This window comes from Jannaschia sp. W003, from assembly GCF_025144335.1.
GTDB lineage: Bacteria > Pseudomonadota > Alphaproteobacteria > Rhodobacterales > Rhodobacteraceae > Jannaschia.
The window spans coordinates 2,095,107-2,111,179 of the sequence record NZ_CP083539.1 but is presented as its reverse complement, the minus strand read 5'-3'; the positions used below and the strand labels follow the sequence as shown (position 1 = coordinate 2,111,179).

Here is a 16,073-nt window from a genome sequence, read left to right as displayed (position 1 = left end):
CTTGGCGCCCCGCTCGGGCGAGGACAAGCGGACGGGGTGCCGCGCCCCCCTGCGCGCCCCGGTCTTGGCCTCCCCGCGCCCCTCGGCTATCCCGCCGGGCGACCCCGAGGAGGCCCCCATGGACAAGACCTTCGACGCCGCCGAGGCCGAACGGCGCATCACCCAGGCGTGGCTTGACGCGGGCGCCTTCCGCGCCGGCGCCGCCGCGCGCCGCTCCGAGACCTTCTCGATCGTGATCCCGCCGCCCAACGTGACCGGCTCGCTGCACATGGGCCACGCGTTCAACAACACCCTGCAGGACATCCTGGTGCGCTGGCACCGAATGCGCGGCTTCGACACGCTCTGGCAGCCGGGCACCGACCACGCGGGCATCGCCACGCAGATGGTGACCGAGCGCGACATGGCGGCCAACGGCGAGCCGACCCGGCAGGAGATGGGCCGCGACGCCTTCTTGGAACGCGTCTGGCAGCAAAAGGCGAAATCGCGCGGCACGATCATCGGCCAGCTCCAACGGCTCGGGGCGTCCTGCGACTGGGACCGCGAGGCCTTCACCATGGGCGGCGCGCCGGGCGACCCCGACCCGACCACACAGAACTTCCACGACGCAGTGATCCGCGTCTTCGTCGAGATGTACGAGCGGGGCCTGATCTACCGCGGCAAGCGGCTGGTGAACTGGGACCCGCACTTCGAGACCGCGATCTCCGACCTCGAGGTCGAGAGCCGCGAGGTTCCCGGCCACATGTGGCACTTCCGCTATCCGCTCGCCGGGGGCGCGACCTACGAGTACGTGGAGCGCGGCGAGGACGGCGAGGAGCTGTTCCGCGAGACCCGCGACTACATCGCCATCGCCACCACCCGGCCCGAGACGATGCTGGGCGACGGCGCCGTCGCCGTCCACCCGTCGGACGAACGCTATGCTGCGATCGTCGGCAAGCTCTGCGAAATCCCGGTGGGGCCCAAGGAGCACCGGCGCCTGATCCCGATCATCGCCGACGAGTACCCCGACCCCGCGTTCGGCTCGGGCGCAGTGAAGATCACCGGCGCGCACGACTTCAACGACTACGCGGTGGCGAAGCGCGGCGGCATCCCCTGCTACCGCCTCATGGACACGCAGGCGGCCATGCGCGACGACGGCGCGCCCTACGCCGAGGCTGCCGCCGTGGCGCAGCGGGTCGCGCGCGGCGAGCGCACGCTCACCGAGTCCGAGGTCGACGCGCTGAACCTCGTGCCCGACCACCTGCGCGGGCTGGACCGGCTGGAGGCGCGCCGGCGCGTGGTCGAGGAGATCACCGCCGAGGGCCTCGCCGTGATGGTGCCCGCCACCGACCCGCGCCTCGGCGCGGGCGCTGCCTCGGCGGGCGCGGACGTCACCGGCGAGCCGCCCCTCGCTCCCGAGGAGGGCGGCGAGGCGCGCACCGCGGCTCCCGCGCTGGTCCCCCTCGTCGAGCCCAAGCCCATCATGCAGCCCCACGGCGACCGCTCGGGCGTGGTGATCGAGCCGATGCTGACCGACCAGTGGTTCGTGGACACGGACCGGATCGTCGGCCCGGCCATCGACGCGGTGCGCGACGGCACGGTCCGCATCTTCCCCGAGGGCGACCGCAAGGTCTACTTCCACTGGCTGGAGAACATCGAGCCGTGGTGCATCTCGCGGCAGCTTTGGTGGGGGCACCGGATCCCGGTCTGGTACCATCCCGACCCCTCGGGCGGCGACGACTGGCTGCCGGTCTGCGCCGCCTCCGAGGCCGAAGCGCTGGAGCACATCCGCCTCGTCCACGGCGAGGACGCCGACATCCAGTTCGTGGACAGCGAGATCGACGCCGCCGAGATCCTCGCCCGCGACATCGAGGGAATGCATACCCGTACCGAGGGGCGCATCCGCCAGCCCGAGGCCCCCTTCGTTATCCCCGCCTGGCGCGACGCGGACGTGCTCGACACCTGGTTCTCGTCCGGTTTGTGGCCGCTGGGCACGCTCGGCTGGCCCGAGGACACCGAAGAGGTGCGGAAGTACTTCCCCACCAGCGTCCTCGTGACCGGCTTCGACATCCTGTTCTTCTGGGTCGCCCGGATGATGATGATGCAGCTCGCCGTGACCGACCCGGCGAAGCCGGTCGCCGAGCGGGTGCCCTTCCGCGACGTCTACGTCCACGCGCTGGTCCGCGACGAGAAGGGAAAGAAGATGGCGAAGTCGGTGGGCAACGTCGTCGACCCGCTCGACCTGATCGACGAGTTCGGTGCCGACGCGGTGCGCTTCACGTTGTCGTCCATGGCCGCCATGGGCCGCGACCTGAAGCTGTCGACGCAGCGGGTCGCGGGCTACCGCAACTTCGGCACCAAGCTGTGGAACGCCTGCCGTTTCGCGGAGATGAACGGCGCGCAGTTCGGCGCCTCCCGCCCCGCGCTGGGGGCCGATGCCGCGGCAACCAACCGCTGGATCGTGGGCGAGACCGCGCGCGCGCGCGCCGAGGTGGATGCCGCGCTGGAGGCCTACCGCTTCGACGACGCCTCGGCCGCCCTCTACCGCTTCGTGTGGAACGTGGTGTGCGACTGGTACGTGGAGCTGGCCAAGCCGCTGCTCGACGGCCCCCACGCCGAGGAGACGCGCGCGACGCTGGGCTGGGTGCTCGACCGCTGCATGGCGATGATGCACCCGTTCATGCCCTTCGTGACCGAGGAGCTGTGGCGCACGACGGCGGTGCGCCCGACCATGCTGGTCCACGCCCCCTGGCCCGACGACCTGCTGCCCGAGCGCGTGGTGGACGAGGGCGCCGAGGCCGAGATGCGCTGGGTCGTCGCCTTCGTGGAGGCGGTGCGCTCGGCGCGCGCGCAGATGAACGTGCCGGCGGGCATGCACGTGCCCGTGCTGCGGCTGGAGGAGGACGCGGCGGGCCGCGAAGCCTACGCGCGCAACGCGCCGCTGATTGAGCGGCTGGCGCGGATCGAGCCGGTCGCGGACGCCGATGCTCCGCCGAAGGGCTCGGCCTCGGTGACCGTGGGCGCGGCGCGCTACGCCCTGCCGCTGGAGGGCGTGATCGACGCGGGCGCCGAGAAGGCGCGGCTCGCGAAGTCGCTCGCGAAGCTTGAGAAGGAGATCAAGGGGCTGGCGGGACGCGCGCACAACCCGAAGTTCGCCGCCTCCGCGCCTCCCGAGGTGGTCGAGGAGACCCGCGCCAACCTCCGCGCCCGCGAGGAGGAGGCCGAGGCGCTGCGCCGCGCCCTCGCCTCCGTGTCGGAGATCGCCTGACGCCGGGTCACGCCTGCGTGGGCGGGGCTTCGGCGGGTCGCGGGGCGCGGCTAGGGTCGCGGGCAGGAGGACTGCCCATGATGACCCGACGCCGCGCCCTGCTTCTCGCCCTTGCCGCCCTGCCCGCCTCGCCCGCCCTCGCCCTGTTCCACGGCCCCTCGGGCGCCGTGTTCACGGACGGCGGGCTGGCGATCCGCGGCACCGATCCGGTGGCCTACTTCACGGAAGGGCGCCCCGTAGCGGGGGACCGCGGCATCACCTACGACTGGATGGGGGCGACCTGGGCCTTCGCGTCCGAGGCGAACCGCGACCGCTTCGCGGCCAACCCCGAAGCCTACGCGCCCCAGTACGGCGGCTTCTGCGCCTGGGCGGTGGCGGCCAAGGGGAGCCGCGCGACGACGCAGCCCGAGAACTGGGCGATCGTGGATGGGCGCCTGTTCCTGAACTACGACGACCGGGTGCAGGCGACGTGGAACGCGGACCGGCCCGGCTTCATCGCCGCAGCCGACCGCCGCTGGCCGGAGCTTCGGGACGAGTGAACAAGACACAGCCGACCGACGCCGACGTCGCGGCCTTCCTCGCCGCCCAGCCGGGGCGGCGGGCCGCCGAGGGTGCCGAGCTGGACGCGCTGTTCCGCGAGGCGACCGGCTTCCGGCCCCGCATGTGGGGCGACGCGATCGTCGGTTATGGGGCCTACGACTACCGCTACGCCTCGGGGCGCGAAGGAACGTGGCTCGCCACCGGCTTCTCGCCTCGCAAGGCGGCGATCAGCATCTACGTGATGCCGGGGTACGCGGACTTCGGACCGATCCTCGATCGGCTCGGGCCGCACCGGAAGGGCGTGTCGTGCCTCTACGTGACGCGGCTGGACCGGATCGACGTGGCGGTGCTGGGGGAGCTGATCCGTGCGGGCCTGCGCGATCTGGCGACGCATTGGCCCGTGCGGGCGGAGGCCTGAACGGCCCGTCTTCGTTCCGGAAATACCGCGGGGGAATCGCCGCCGGCGATGGGGGCAGAGCCCCCTCGGACTTCGCAAACGCGCATCGCGCGGCAACGGCGGCGCCAACGGAAGGCGGAGGCCCCGGCGCAGGGCCGGGGCGTCGCTTGGCGAGGCGGACGCGCCTCAGAGCATTAACTGGTAGCTCTCGGGCACCCAGCGGAAGCCGTCGTCACCGCCGCGCTCGACGAAGCCGATGGCCGGGAACGGCATGTGGTAGCCGATCATGGGAATGCGTTCGTCGGCGATCATGCCGAGCACGCGGCGCCGGGTCTCGGCCGCCATCTCCTTGTCCATGTCGAAGCGCACCTCCCAGTCGGGGTGGGCGAGCGACCAGACGTAGTGGTTGGTCATGTCGGCCGTGAGCATCGCCTGACGGTCGCCCGAGGACATGCGGTAGCCCATGTGCCCCGGCGTATGGCCGAACATCGCCTCCGCCGTCAGGCCCGGCGCCACCTCGGCGCCCTCGGAGATCAGCTCGAACTGGTCGGCGATGGGCGCGACCTTGGCGCTGAACGCGTCGTTCGGGTTCTCCTGCCAGGCGTTCATCTCGGTCTCGCCGGTCACGTAGGCGGCGTTCGCGAAGGTGGGGCCATCGTCGCCCATCAGCCCGCCGATGTGGTCGGGGTGCATGTGGGTGATGACGACCTTGGTGACGTCGCCGGGGGTCATGCCGGCGCCTTCCAGGGCGGCAACGATGCCTTCCGCGTTCAGGCCGGTGTCGAACAGCACCACCTCGTCCCCGGTCCGCACCACCGTGGGCTGGAAGAAGAACATCGAGGCGTCGGTGGGGATGAAGGCGTCCTGGCTGACGGAGGCGAAGGTGTCCGCGTCGACGTTCATGCCGAATGTCTCCTGCATGTCGCCCTCGGCCTTGTTGGTGCCGGCGAGCAGGACGGTGACGTTCAGGTCGCCCAGGGTGAAGCTGCGGTTGCGGGGCATGGGACCGGACATCGTGTGGGCGTCGGCGCGGGCGGCGCCGGGGCGGAGCGTGGCGGCCAGGGGCAGCGCGGCCCCGGCGGCGAGGGCCTGGCGGCGGGAAAGGGTCATGAACTGTCTCCTCGTTTGAGCGCGCGGAGACGGCCGCTTCACGGCGGCTCCCCACGGAGGCGCAACGGCCGAGGGCGCAGCTTGGTTGCGCCGGTCTGGACACGCGGGGGCGGCGCTGGCAGGGGACCGCCAACAGGAGCATTCCCATGACCGTCACCCGCTTCGCCCCCTCGCCCACCGGATACCTCCACGTGGGCAACCTGCGGGCCGCCCTCATGAACTGGATGATCGCGCGGAAAGAAGGCGGCACCTTCGTGCTCCGCCTCGACGACACCGACCCCGAGCGCAGCCGCGACGAGTATGCGGACGCCATCCGCGAAGACCTCCGCTGGCTGGGCCTCGACTGGGACCGCGAGGAGCGGCAGTCGCTCCGCCTCGATCGCTACGAGGCCGCCGCCGAATCCTTGCGCGCCTCGGGCCGGCTCTACGAGGCGTGGGAGACGCCGACCGAGCTGGACCTCAAGCGCAAGAAGCAGCTGAACATGGGCAAGCCACCCGTCTACGACCGCGCCGCCCTCGCCCTGGCCGAGGACGAGAAGGCCGCCCTGCGCGCCGAGCGCGGCGCCGGCGTTTGGCGCTTCCGCCTCGACCACGAGCGGATCGAGTGGGAGGACGGCATCCTCGGCCCCCTGTCGATCGACGCCGCGTCGGTCTCGGACCCGGTGCTGATCCGCGCCGACGGGCAGGTTCTCTACACCCTTGCCTCCGTGGTGGACGACACGGAGATGAGGATCACGGACGTGGTGCGCGGCTCGGACCACGTGACCAACACCGCGACGCAGATCCAGATCATGGCCGCGCTGGGCCACGGCCACCCACGCTTCGCCCACCATTCGCTGCTGACGGGGCCGCAGGGCGAGGCGCTGTCGAAACGGCTCGGCACGCTCGCCCTGCGCGACCTGCGCGCGCGCGGCGTGGAGCCGATGGCGGTGCTGTCGCTCATGGCGCGGCTCGGCTCGTCGCAGCCCGTGGAGCTGCGCGACGCCCCCGCCGAGCTGGCCGAGGCGTTCGAGCTGTCGCAGTTCGGCGCGGCGCCCACCAAGTTCGACGAGCGCGACCTCGTGGACCTCTCGGCAGGCGTGCTGCAGCGCACGCCCTTCGCCGCCGTCCGGGACGAGGTGCTGGCCCTCGGCGTGCCCGAGGCCGAGGCAGAGGCGTTCTGGACCGTGGTGCGCGACAACATCGAGCGCCGAGCCGAGATGGCCGACTGGTGGACCGTGGTGCGCGGCGAGGCCGAGCCCGTGGTGGCGGACGAGGACCGTGCCTTCGTGGACGAGGCCCTCGCGATGCTGCCCGCGCAGCCCTGGGACGGGGGCACCTGGAAGGCCTGGACCGGCGCGGTGAAGGCCGCGACGGGCCGCAAGGGCCGTGGCCTCTTCATGCCGCTCCGCCTCGCGCTCACGGGCTGCGAGCGCGGCCCCGACATGGGCGACCTGCTCGCGATCATGCACGGCGTTCCGGAGCGCTGACGCGCCAAGGCGCGCCTGAGCGAGCGCCGCTACCCCATCGGTGCGCGGTTCCCACATGTGGGAACCGGAAACGCCGTCGCAGCCGATGCGACGGCCGTTCTCACAAGCTGTTGTATCTCAAGAAGATTGGGTGGTGCCCGGGGGCGGAATCGAACCACCGACACGCGGATTTTCAATCCGCTGCTCTACCCCTGAGCTACCCGGGCACGGGTGCCTCCGGCGGTGCCGTCGGCGGGGTGGCGCGGTGTTAGGACAGGCCCGGTGGGGTGTCCAGACCGAAACGCCTCAGTTCGGGCGCGACCTGCGCTCCAGTTCCTCGGCCGCCTTCTCGGCCGCTTCGATCGCGTCCTCGGGATCGGCGGAAGGCACAGCGTAGGCCCCCGTCATCCAGCGGCCCAGGTCGACGTCGGCACAGCGCTTCGAGCAGAACGGACGGACGGCGGGGTCGGTCTCGCGGCGGCAGATAGGACAGGTCATGGCAGCTCCAGGGGACGGCGGGCCCGCTTGCGGGTCAACTCGTAATGTCCCAGCGGGGTCCATCCGATCAGCGAAGTCTCGACGGGGTCGCCCCGCAGCGCGCCACGCATCGCCGCCTCCCAGCCCTTGCGCTCGCCCTTCGCCATGGGTGCCAGGTCGAGCACGATCTGGCCACCCAGCCCGCGCAGGCGCAGCTGGCGCGGCAGCTCGCGCGCGGCGGCGAGGTTGGCGCGCAGGCCCGCGGCGGGCGAGGCATCGGCGGTGTTCACGTCCACGGCGATCAGCGCGCGCGTCGGCTCGATGAAGAGCATCGCGCCGCTGAGGGCGACTTCCGGGCCACGCAGCGCCTCCACCAGGTCGGCGGCGTCGTCCCAGTCCTCGCTGACGGAATCAACGTCGGACCAGTCGCGCCATGCAGCCTCGTGGGCGTCGGGGCCGTCGAGCAGCAGCTCCGCTTCGCGGCCGTCGTCGGCCAGCACCTGCGCCGCCGCCTCCCAGGTGGCGGCCACGTCGTCAGCCACGGCGTCCCCGTCGGTGCCCTCGGCGGCGGAGCGCAGGATCACGCCGGTGGTGCCGCGGTCTTCGGGCAGCGCGTCGTGGGCTGCCTCCAGCAGGCGGTCGCGCTCCTCCTCGTCGGCGATGGAGCGGGCGACGTTCAGGCCGGGCGCGCCGGGGGTCACGATGCAGAAGCGCGAGCGCAGGAGCACGCGGTCGGTGACCGGGACCGCCTTGCCCGGCTCGGCATGGCCCGAGACCTGCACCAGCATCGGCTCGCCGGGGCGGCGCCCCTTCGCGCCGCGCAGGAAACCCGTCAGCCCGCCGCCGAGGCGGACGAACATGCCGCCCTGCCCCTTCACGGGCCGGTCGCAGATGCCGCGGAAGATCGCGCCGGGCGCGGGCTCGCCCTCGGGGCCGTCGACCAGCAGGTCGTCGAGCCGCCCGTCGCGCAGGAGCGCCGCCGCCGCCCGGTCCCCGATCCGTCCCAGCACCACTTGCGTGCCCTTCATCGCCACACCTCAACGCCGGCCGCCTGTAGCAGGTTGGCCGTCTCGTGCAGCGGCAGGCCCACGACGCCCGAGAAGCTGCCTTGCATCCACGCCACGAAGGCCCCCGCCGGTCCCTGGATCGCGTAGGCCCCTGCCTTGCCCTGCCAGTCGCCGGTGCGGAGATACCCGTCGATCTCCGCGTCCGAGAGGCGCTTGAGCTTCACGGCCGACTCCACGACGCGGTGCCACGTCCGGTCGCCCCGGCGCACGCCTACGGCCGTGTAGACGCGATGGCGGCGGCCCGAGAGCTTGCCGAGGAAGTCGCGCGCCTCGGCCTCGCCCTCGGGCTTTCCGAGGATGCGCCGGCCCAGGGCCACGGTGGTGTCGGCGCACAGCACCACGTCGTCCGCCTCCGCCGCCACGGCCGCGAGCTTCTCGGCGGCGACGCGGACGCAGTAGGCGCGAGGCAGCTCGCCCCGGCGCGGCGTCTCGTCGACGTCGGGAGGGCGCACCGCGTCCGGCTCCAGCCCCAGCTGCGCGAGCAGCTCCAGCCGCCGGGGCGAGCCGGATCCCAGGACGAGCACCGCGCTACTTGAAGCGGTAGTTGATGCGGCCCTTCGTCAGGTCGTAGGGCGTCATCTCGACCTGGACGCGGTCGCCCGCGAGCACGCGAATGCGGTTCTTGCGCATCTTGCCTGCCGTGTGCGCGATGATCTCATGGCCGTTGTCGAGCTCGACCCGGAACGTCGCGTTGGGCAGGAGTTCCTTCACGACGCCGGGGAATTCGAGCATCTCTTCCTTGGCCATGGTCTCTCCTTGAATTGCGGCCCCTTCTCGGGGATGCGCCTAGATGGGCGGGAATCGCGAGTGATTCAAGGGCGGAAACGGCAGGGCGGCAGGCCCCCTGCGGCGCCCCGCGGGGGCGCGCTCCCGCCGACCGCCGGGACCGGGGACCGGATTTGTCCACAGGCCGTCCGGGGCAGTGTATGGTGGCACCCCGGGGATCGGTGGCCCTGCGACGCTTCGGAGCCCCGGGCAAACAGCCAGGGAGAAGACGATGGAGGCATCCAGAGTGACCGGCTACGCCCACGCGCTCTATCATGCGCATGGCGACGTTGCCGAAGCCGAGGCCGCGCAGAAGGCGCGCCGCTTCGCCGAGGCCGGACGGGCCAACGAGGCGGAGGACTGGCGCGCGGTGCGCATCGCGATCCGTCAGATGCGGGGCGCATTGCAGAGTTGAGGCAAAGGGAGCGCGGGGCACGCCGCCCCGCGCCCTCATGTGGGAAACCGCGCGCGCATCCGGTCCGCGATCTGGTCGCGCGCGGCACGGTAGGCGCGCAGCTTGGCCTCGCGCCCCTCGCCGAGGCCGGTGGGGTCCATAATCGGCCAGTACTCGACGGGCGTGTGGGCGTGGCGCGCCAGCTCCTGCGCCATGCGCTGCGAGGCGGGGCTCAGCGCCACGATCAGGTCGAACTGCTCCAGGTCGTCGCCCCAGGCGCGCATCTCCTCGAAGGAGCGCGCGCGGTGGCGCGACAGCTCCACGCCCACCTCCTCGCACACGGCGATGGCGAAGCCGTCGATCTCGAGGTCGTTCCGCACGCCGGCCGACTGCACGTAGATGTCGTGCCCGTGCAGCTGCTTCATCAGCCCTTCGGCCATAGGCGAGCGCACCGCGTTGTGGTCGCAGCAGAACAGCACCGACGTGGGAAGCGGGATCTCAGCCACCGTGGTGGAGCACGCAGACAAGCGTGAAGAGGCGCCGCGCGGTGTCGATGTCGACCTCGGCCTTGCCCTCGAGCCGCTCCTGCAGGAGGCGCGCTCCCTCGTTGTGGATGCCGCGCCGGGCCATGTCGATCGCCTCGATCTGGCTCGGCGGCAGCTTCTTCACGGCGTCGAAGTAGGCCGCGCAGATCTGCCAGTAGTCCTTGACCACCTGCCGGAACGGCCCGAGCGAGAGGATGATCTCGCCCGCCTCGCCGGCGCGTGCTGAGATGCCCATCACGAGGCGGCGGTCGCGGATGCCGAGGTGCAGGTCGTAGGGCCCCTCGGGCGCGCCATCGCGGGCGAGCGCGAAGCTGTTGTCCTCCAGCAGGTCGAACACGGCGACGGCGCGCTCCTGCTCGATCTCGGGCGTGGGCGGCGGCAGGTTGCCGTCGTCGATCTCGATGTGGGCGATGCGCGCGGTCATGGCGCCTCCTGGAGTTGTACGGCTTCCCACTCGGCGAAGGTGCGGCCATCGGGGGTGCGCCAGTCGATGCGGCCGTTGGCGGCTCGGCCATTCAGGATCGCGGCGGCTGCGGATGGACTGGAGAAGGCGTAGTCGGAGACGAAGATCGCCGCGCCCTCCTTCTGCGCGATGATGCCCTCGGACACGAGCTTCTCGTAGAGGGCCTGATAATTATGCTTCTTCACCGCCTTCGATGCCCAGGCCCCGCGCGGCTTCGACCCCGCAAGCACGACGAAATCGGACCCTTCCATGCGCGCCTGTCCCTCTACGTCGTGGGCCGGCGTGCGGAGATGAAATACGGCCCCGAGCTCCGGCATCTCGCGCTGCCTCTCGTGCACCCGCCGCCCCGTCCGCAGCAGGTCGATCCCGAGTGCCGGAAGCACCACCCCGACGTTGTCGAGGTACTCCTCCATGTTCGCCACCGCCGCCTCGCTCAGGCCCGGCGTGCCCGGCTGGTTGCCATTCTCCAACCGCGCGTTTCCCGCCTCGCGCGCCTTTTGCAGCAGGGCCGCCTCCAGCCAGCGCACGTGCGCCTTGTGGAGATGGTCGGCCGAGGTCGTCAGGATCACCGCCTCGTCCCACCAGTCGCGTGCGGCATCGTGCTGGCGGATCCGCTTTGCCACGTTCTCGGCCTCGCCCATGTAGGCGACGGGGCCGTCCTCGCCCTCGCCGCACAGCAGGTACACGCCGGTGTGCGCCGCCTCGCGCCGGGCCAGCCCGTCGACGAGGCGCAGGCGCGGGATGCGCAGCACGTGGCCGGTCCAGCCGAACAGCTCGGCCGTGGTCAAGCCGTCGGGCAGGCCGTCGACGAAGTAAAGTTCAAGGGACCGCCCGCGCGCCATGACGCCTGCTTACGGCGGCGGCGCGGCGGGGCCAAGGCGCGCTCAGCGGTTCAGGCGGTCGAGGCGGGCCTGTACGCTCAGGGCATGGGCCTCCAGGCTCTCGGAGGTGGCGAGGGTCACGGCGGCGGGGCCGATGGCGCGCAAGGATTCGGGGGTCATGGCGGCCAGCGTGGTGCGCTTGAGGAAGTCCATCACCGACAGGCCCGACGAGAACCGCGCCGAACGGGCCGTGGGCAGCACGTGGTTCGGGCCGCCCACGTAGTCGCCGATGGCCTCGGGCGTCCAGCGGCCGAGGAAGATCGCACCGGCGTGGCGGATGCGGGCGGCGAGCGCGTCGGGGTCGGCGACGCACAGTTCCAGGTGCTCGGGGGCGATGCGGTCCGAGACGGTGGCGGCCTCCTCGAGGTCGCGCACGGCGATCACAGCGCCGTGGTCGCGCCACGAGGGGCCGGCGATGGCGCGGCGGTCGAGCGTCTCCAGCCGGCGCTCCACGGCCTCGGCCACGGCACGCCCGAAGGCGGCGCCGGGGGTCACGAGGATCGACTGGGCGCTCGCGTCGTGCTCGGCCTGACTCAGGAGGTCCACGGCGATCCAGTCGGGGTCGTTGTCGGCATCGGCAATCACGAGGATCTCGGAGGGCCCCGCGATCATGTCGATGCCCACGCGCCCGAAGACGCGGCGCTTGGCGGCGGCCACGTAGGCGTTGCCGGGGCCGGTGACGACGTCCACGGGGGCGATTGTCTCGGTGCCGTAGGCCATGGCCGCGACGGCCTGCGCGCCTCCGATGCGATACACCTCGTCCACCCCGGCGAGGCGCGCGGCGAGCAGCACCAGCGGGTTCAGCACCCCGTCCGGGCAGGGCACGCACATCACCAGCCGCCCCACCCCGGCCGCGCGAGCGGGGACGGCATTCATCAGTACCGACGACGGGTAGCTGGCCAGCCCGCCGGGCACGTAGAGGCCGGCGGCGTCCACGGGCGTCCAGCGCCAGCCGAGGCGGGCGCCGGCCTCGTCGGTCCAGGAGGCATCCTCGGGCAACTGGCGGGCGTGGTAGGCGCGGATGCGGGCGGCGGCGAGTTCGAGGGCCTCGCGCTCGGGCGCGGGCACGGCGGCGACGGCGGCGTCGATCTCGGCTTCGGTGACGCGCATGGTGGCCGGCGTGAGGGCGAGACGGTCGAAGCGCTCGGTCATCGCGCAGACGGCGGCGTCGCCGCGCGCGCGCACGTCGGCGATGATGGCGGCGACGGCCTCGTCCACCTCGGGCGCGTCCTCGCGCTTGGCACCAAGGAGCGCTTGGAAGCGGGGCTCGAAGTCGGCGTCGGCGGTGGAGAGGAAGGTGGGCATGGCGCGGCTCCGGCGAGGGTCGCGCCCCCTTACCGGCGCCGCCCGCGGGCCTCAATGCGCCGGGACGCCGCCCCGTGGCGCGCCCTCCTCATCCTGCCCGAAATACCTCGGGGGAGGCGCGAAGCGCCGGGGGCAGGCCCCCCCTGCCCCGTCCTTCCCTAGTGCGCCGTCTCCTCCACCCCCTCTAAGGTGAAGAAGAACCCCTCGCCGTGCTCGCCGAACACCACGTCGTCGGGCACCGCCTCCGGCCCGGCCAGGAACACGTTGGCGCCGAAGGCCGCGTGTATCCGGCTGAGCCGCCGCATCCGTGCGCCGGTGATGTCGCCGTAGAACGCCCCGAAGGCCTCCGTGGCGCGCAGCGCAGCGATCTTCGCGCGGTGCGCTTCGACGCAGGCGCGGTGCTGCGCCTCGACGCCTGGCATGGCCAGCAGCCGCGCCATCTCGCGCTCCAGCGCGGGGACGTGGCGCAGCATAGAGCGACTCTCCTCGGCGTTGTTGTTCATGCGGAACCAGTAGCCGAGGCCCTGGTCGCGCTCGACGTGGTTCACGCGGCCCCGGTCGCGCTTCACGAGGAAGCTCTCGGCGTCGCGCACCGCGTAGTGGTTCAGCGCCACGAGGTCGTAGCCGTAGGTGTCCACCGTGGAGCGCCAGCCGTTGCGCAGCATCTCCTTGGGCATGGGCTGGCCCGACCCGTTGACCCAGCGGATCTCCTCCCACAGTTCGGGGCGCAGGCCCTTGGGGCGGTGCACGCCCATCTTGCGGTAGATGTCCATGTTGCGGAACAGCGTCTTGAAGCCCCACGCCTGGTGCGGCTTGCGGATCAGCTCGGGCGCGCAGCGGGTGAAGCGCGCGGGCGTCGGGACCTCATCGTAGGTGGCGAGGTCGGCGTTGCCGAAGAGGCGCCAGGTCATCGAGATCATGTTGGCGTCGCCGACGGCCGCGTAGAGGTCGCGCAGGTGGCCCGCTCCGACGCGCACGTCGATGAACTCGTCCACGTCCATGCAGACCGCCCAGCCGGCACGGTCCATGATGCCCTCGCGCTCGGCGGCGGCGAGCGCGGCGTGCTGGGGCTTGAAGCCCTCGTACTCCGGTTCGCGGAACGGGTTGGCACGGTGCTGGACGATGCCGTGGGACTGGAGGAGGTCGAGCAGCGCGTCGGTGCCGTCGGTGCAGTCGTTGGTGTAGACGAGGAAGTCGTCCACCCCGATGGCGCGGTGGTGGGCGAGCCATTCCAGAACGAACGGCCCCTCGTTCTTCATGCAGGTGACGATCGCGGTGCGCCCCGGCGCGGCGGCGGGCAGAGCGTCGGGGCGGGTCTCGGGCGCGGCGGGGGGCAGGACGGGCTTGTGGTCCCAGACCTCGGCAGCCATGGCGAGCAGCCCGTCGTCGGGGGTGAGCGAAGACTTCGGGGCCAGCGGCAGGTCCAGCGTCTCAGCGCGCATGGCCATGGCGCGGAGGAAGAACTGGGCAGCGGCCGGGTCCGCCGCCGCCCCGCCAACGCGCACGAGGCGCCAGGCGTCGGTGGCCTCGACGCGGGCAGGCACGCAGGCCCAGCGGCGGTTTCCGCCCTCGGCGTCGAAGCGGTCGCAGATGTGGTCGCCGAAGCGCGCGGGCTCACCCTTGCGCACGCGCCAGGGGTAGATGCGCCGCCCCAGCAGCGGCACCACGCCGGACGCCGCCGCGCGCGCCGCCGCGAAGGGCGCCGCGCCGGGGGCCAGCAGGTCGTGGCAGTCGAGCGAGCAGACCGCGGTGGCGCGGGCGAGGAAGCGCCAGCGCATCGCCTCGTAAACGCCGATCTGCGCGAGCGGCGCGGTCCACGGATCGTCGGCGGGCCGCTCCATCCGGTCCTTGCCGGGGGCGTCGGGCGCCTGGATCGGGTGCCGCTCCGAGGGGGCGTCCGCGCCGAGGGGGCCGCCCGCCTCCAGCACCACGACGCGGGCGAGGCCGGGGACCGCGAGGCCCGTCAGCGCCCCCTGCAGCGGCGGCTCGTTGGGGCGGCGGCGGTCGAGGATCAGTGCGGTTTCGGCGCCGAAGCGTTCGGCGTGGTAGCGCAGCCAATCCGCGACGGCCTCGGCGTCCTCGCCGTTGCGCGTGGCCATCAGCGCATCGGTGCCTGCGAAGAGATCGTGTTCTGGATCGGCCAGGGCCAGGTCGCCGGCTGCGCAGCGCAGCGGTCCCCCGCCGGGGGCGATGCCGGTGACGAACGGGCAGCCGCCGACGGTGCGCACCACGCCGCCCTGCAGGCCGCTCGCCTCCAGCCCCAGCGCGCGGGCGTCGGCGCCCTGCGCCATCACGATGCAGATCGCTCCCGGTACGCCGGCGTCGCTTAGGCGCACGGCCTCGAGGATGCGCTGGCCGCCCACGATTGCCGCGTCCATGCGGCGGTGGAGGATCTCGGTCATCGCGCGGTCTCCCGCAGCAGTTCGAGTAGGCGCCGGGTCTGCGGCGCGGGCGGCGCGGCGCTGGTGCGCGTCATCAGGAGGCGCCCGGCCAGCGTCACGCCCGCTTCGGTGGCGAGGATCGCGGCGGCGCGCTCCCGGTGCCACCGGCGGCCTCGCGCCTCGGCCTCGGCCACGCCGGGCAGCGCGCGCAAGGACGCGGCCTCGCGGTGCATGGCGGCCAGATGGGGGTCCATCGCGTGGTCCTCCACGGTGTTGAAGTTGCGCTCCACCCAATAGGTGAGGTCCACGGCCTTCGCGGCGCGGTTGGGCAGGCCCCGCTCGCGCTTCACCAGGAACTCCTCGACCGAACGCAGCGAGTAGTGGTTGAGCTGCGCGCGACGGCCCTGCGGGGGGCGGCCGCCGGTCCAGTCCACGATGCGCCCCGGCGCGGCCGCCAGATCGGGACGCTCGGTGCCGCAGGCGTCGTGGAAGCGGGGCGGCGCGCTCTGGCGGGGGCGGTGAATGCCGAAGCACTCGAACGGCCCGTCGAGTTGGAACAGCGTCTTGAAGAAGCTCGCGAGCAGCGGGTAGGCGACCGCCGGCGGCGCGGCGCGGCGGAAGCGCTCGGGGACGGGCGCATCGCTTGCGGTCATCCGCCCGGCCGATCCGAAAAGGCGCCACGGCAACGCGATCGCGTCGGCGCCGGGCATCCCCGCGATCAGCGCGGGCAGGCCGCCCTCGTCCACAGGGCAGACGTACTCGTCCACGTCGAGGTGGATCGCCCAGTCGCAGGCGGTGCGCAGGGGGTGGTCCCAGGCGGCGGCCATTGCGCGCCACTGGGGCGCAGGCTCGGTGCCGCGCACGGCGCCCTGCGGCACATGGACCACCCTGGCGGGGGCGAGCGCGTCGAGCAGCGCCTCGGTGCCGTCTGAGCAGTCATTGGTGTATACGAGGAAGTCGGTTACGCCCTGCGCGCGGTGGTGGGCGATCCAGTCCACCGCGTAGGGCGATTCGTCCCGCATGCACCCGAGCGCCAGGATCCGCACCGTTTCCACC

The 16,073-nt window shown here is 72.5% G+C and carries 16 protein-coding genes and 1 tRNA gene; 5 read left to right on the top strand and 12 right to left on the bottom strand.

Annotation, left to right across the window (positions count from 1 at the left end):
• Positions 1–118: 118 nt before the first annotated feature.
• From K3554_RS10290 to K3554_RS10280, 3 genes are all read left to right on the top strand, one after another.
• Complete coding sequence (locus tag K3554_RS10290; protein ID WP_259939919.1) at positions 119–3,244, top strand: valine--tRNA ligase; 3,126 nt, start codon at positions 119–121, stop codon at positions 3,242–3,244.
• Between the two features lie 77 nt (positions 3,245–3,321).
• Positions 3,322–3,783, top strand: a complete 462-nt coding sequence (locus K3554_RS10285; protein ID WP_259939917.1) for a YHS domain-containing (seleno)protein — start codon at positions 3,322–3,324, stop codon at positions 3,781–3,783.
• On the top strand, positions 3,780–4,202 hold the full coding sequence (locus tag K3554_RS10280) for a DUF1801 domain-containing protein (RefSeq protein ID WP_259939914.1): 423 nt from the start codon (positions 3,780–3,782) through the stop codon (positions 4,200–4,202). The genes K3554_RS10285 and K3554_RS10280 overlap by 4 nt, the downstream gene beginning before the upstream one ends.
• 165 nt (positions 4,203–4,367) lie before the next feature.
• Here K3554_RS10280 and K3554_RS10275 read toward each other — a convergent pair whose 3' ends face one another.
• Positions 4,368–5,291, bottom strand: a complete 924-nt coding sequence (locus K3554_RS10275) for an MBL fold metallo-hydrolase (protein WP_259939911.1) — start codon at positions 5,289–5,291, stop codon at positions 4,368–4,370.
• A gap of 146 nt (positions 5,292–5,437) precedes the next feature.
• Between K3554_RS10275 and gltX the strand changes: the two genes are divergently transcribed.
• Complete coding sequence (gene gltX, locus K3554_RS10270; protein WP_259939909.1) at positions 5,438–6,760, top strand: glutamate--tRNA ligase; 1,323 nt, start codon at positions 5,438–5,440, stop codon at positions 6,758–6,760.
• Between the two features lie 131 nt (positions 6,761–6,891).
• Here gltX and K3554_RS10265 read toward each other — a convergent pair.
• The 5 genes from K3554_RS10265 to infA form a co-directional block, all read right to left on the bottom strand.
• Positions 6,892–6,966 (bottom strand) — tRNA-Phe (locus tag K3554_RS10265).
• Between the two features lie 79 nt (positions 6,967–7,045).
• Positions 7,046–7,237 carry a DNA gyrase inhibitor YacG gene (locus K3554_RS10260; RefSeq protein WP_259939906.1) on the bottom strand — a complete coding sequence of 64 codons (192 nt, stop codon included), beginning with the start codon at positions 7,235–7,237 and terminating at the stop codon, positions 7,046–7,048.
• The gene (locus K3554_RS10255; RefSeq protein ID WP_259939902.1) at positions 7,234–8,244 is read right to left on the bottom strand and encodes a ribonuclease E/G; all 1,011 of its coding nucleotides are present in this window, start codon (positions 8,242–8,244) and stop codon (positions 7,234–7,236) included. Before K3554_RS10255 ends, K3554_RS10260 begins: the two co-directional genes overlap by 4 nt.
• On the bottom strand, positions 8,241–8,807 hold the full coding sequence (locus K3554_RS10250) for a nucleoside triphosphate pyrophosphatase (protein ID WP_259939900.1): 567 nt from the start codon (positions 8,805–8,807) through the stop codon (positions 8,241–8,243). The genes K3554_RS10255 and K3554_RS10250 overlap by 4 nt, the downstream gene beginning before the upstream one ends.
• A 4-nt stretch (positions 8,808–8,811) precedes the next feature.
• Positions 8,812–9,030: a translation initiation factor IF-1 gene (infA, locus tag K3554_RS10245; protein WP_043918791.1), complete on the bottom strand. Its 219-nt coding sequence runs from the start codon at positions 9,028–9,030 to the stop codon at positions 8,812–8,814.
• 265 nt (positions 9,031–9,295) lie between these two features.
• Here infA and K3554_RS10240 point away from each other — a divergent pair, with 265 nt between their 5' ends.
• Positions 9,296–9,463 (top strand): hypothetical protein, encoded by a 168-nt coding sequence (locus K3554_RS10240; protein ID WP_409197309.1) that lies wholly within the window; start codon positions 9,296–9,298, stop codon positions 9,461–9,463.
• A 35-nt stretch (positions 9,464–9,498) separates the two neighbouring features.
• Here K3554_RS10240 and K3554_RS10235 read toward each other — a convergent pair whose 3' ends face one another.
• The 6 genes from K3554_RS10235 to K3554_RS10210 all read right to left on the bottom strand — a co-directional run bounded on the left by K3554_RS10235 (position 9,499) and on the right by K3554_RS10210 (position 16,039).
• Positions 9,499–9,882: a low molecular weight phosphatase family protein gene (locus K3554_RS10235; RefSeq protein ID WP_409197349.1), complete on the bottom strand. Its 384-nt coding sequence runs from the start codon at positions 9,880–9,882 to the stop codon at positions 9,499–9,501.
• Positions 9,883–9,940: 58 nt separating this feature from the next.
• Positions 9,941–10,411: a UPF0262 family protein gene (locus tag K3554_RS10230; protein ID WP_259939894.1), complete on the bottom strand. Its 471-nt coding sequence runs from the start codon at positions 10,409–10,411 to the stop codon at positions 9,941–9,943.
• Positions 10,408–11,292, bottom strand: a complete 885-nt coding sequence (locus tag K3554_RS10225; protein ID WP_259939893.1) for a GIY-YIG nuclease family protein — start codon at positions 11,290–11,292, stop codon at positions 10,408–10,410. The genes K3554_RS10230 and K3554_RS10225 overlap by 4 nt, the downstream gene beginning before the upstream one ends.
• Positions 11,293–11,334: 42 nt before the next feature.
• Entirely contained in the window at positions 11,335–12,636 is a 1,302-nt protein-coding gene (hisD, locus tag K3554_RS10220) for a histidinol dehydrogenase (RefSeq protein ID WP_259939892.1), read from the bottom strand.
• A 158-nt stretch (positions 12,637–12,794) separates the two neighbouring features.
• On the bottom strand, positions 12,795–15,038 hold the full coding sequence (locus tag K3554_RS10215; RefSeq protein ID WP_259939890.1) for a glycosyltransferase family 2 protein: 2,244 nt from the start codon (positions 15,036–15,038) through the stop codon (positions 12,795–12,797).
• Complete coding sequence (locus K3554_RS10210; protein WP_259939888.1) at positions 15,035–16,039, bottom strand: glycosyltransferase family 2 protein; 1,005 nt, start codon at positions 16,037–16,039, stop codon at positions 15,035–15,037. Before K3554_RS10210 ends, K3554_RS10215 begins: the two co-directional genes overlap by 4 nt.
• Between the last annotated feature and the right edge of the window lie 34 nt (positions 16,040–16,073).

What these genes read in the sequence shown, in the direction of transcription:
- K3554_RS10210 (WP_259939888.1), bottom strand. Translation starts at nt 16,039, where the DNA reads ATGCGGGACGAATCGCCCTACGCGGTGGACTGGATCGCCCACCACCGC.
- K3554_RS10285 (WP_259939917.1), top strand. Translation starts at nt 3,322, where the DNA reads ATGATGACCCGACGCCGCGCCCTGCTTCTCGCCCTTGCCGCCCTGCCC.
- K3554_RS10260 (WP_259939906.1), bottom strand. Translation starts at nt 7,237, where the DNA reads ATGACCTGTCCTATCTGCCGCCGCGAGACCGACCCCGCCGTCCGTCCG.
- gltX (WP_259939909.1), top strand. Translation starts at nt 5,438, where the DNA reads ATGACCGTCACCCGCTTCGCCCCCTCGCCCACCGGATACCTCCACGTG.
- K3554_RS10225 (WP_259939893.1), bottom strand. Translation starts at nt 11,292, where the DNA reads ATGGCGCGCGGGCGGTCCCTTGAACTTTACTTCGTCGACGGCCTGCCC.
- hisD (WP_259939892.1), bottom strand. Translation starts at nt 12,636, where the DNA reads ATGCCCACCTTCCTCTCCACCGCCGACGCCGACTTCGAGCCCCGCTTC.
- K3554_RS10255 (WP_259939902.1), bottom strand. Translation starts at nt 8,244, where the DNA reads ATGAAGGGCACGCAAGTGGTGCTGGGACGGATCGGGGACCGGGCGGCG.
- K3554_RS10235 (WP_409197349.1), bottom strand. Translation starts at nt 9,882, where the DNA reads ATGGCCGAAGGGCTGATGAAGCAGCTGCACGGGCACGACATCTACGTG.
- infA (WP_043918791.1), bottom strand. Translation starts at nt 9,030, where the DNA reads ATGGCCAAGGAAGAGATGCTCGAATTCCCCGGCGTCGTGAAGGAACTC.
- K3554_RS10290 (WP_259939919.1), top strand. Translation starts at nt 119, where the DNA reads ATGGACAAGACCTTCGACGCCGCCGAGGCCGAACGGCGCATCACCCAG.
- K3554_RS10275 (WP_259939911.1), bottom strand. Translation starts at nt 5,291, where the DNA reads ATGACCCTTTCCCGCCGCCAGGCCCTCGCCGCCGGGGCCGCGCTGCCC.
- K3554_RS10230 (WP_259939894.1), bottom strand. Translation starts at nt 10,411, where the DNA reads ATGACCGCGCGCATCGCCCACATCGAGATCGACGACGGCAACCTGCCG.
- K3554_RS10215 (WP_259939890.1), bottom strand. Translation starts at nt 15,038, where the DNA reads ATGACCGAGATCCTCCACCGCCGCATGGACGCGGCAATCGTGGGCGGC.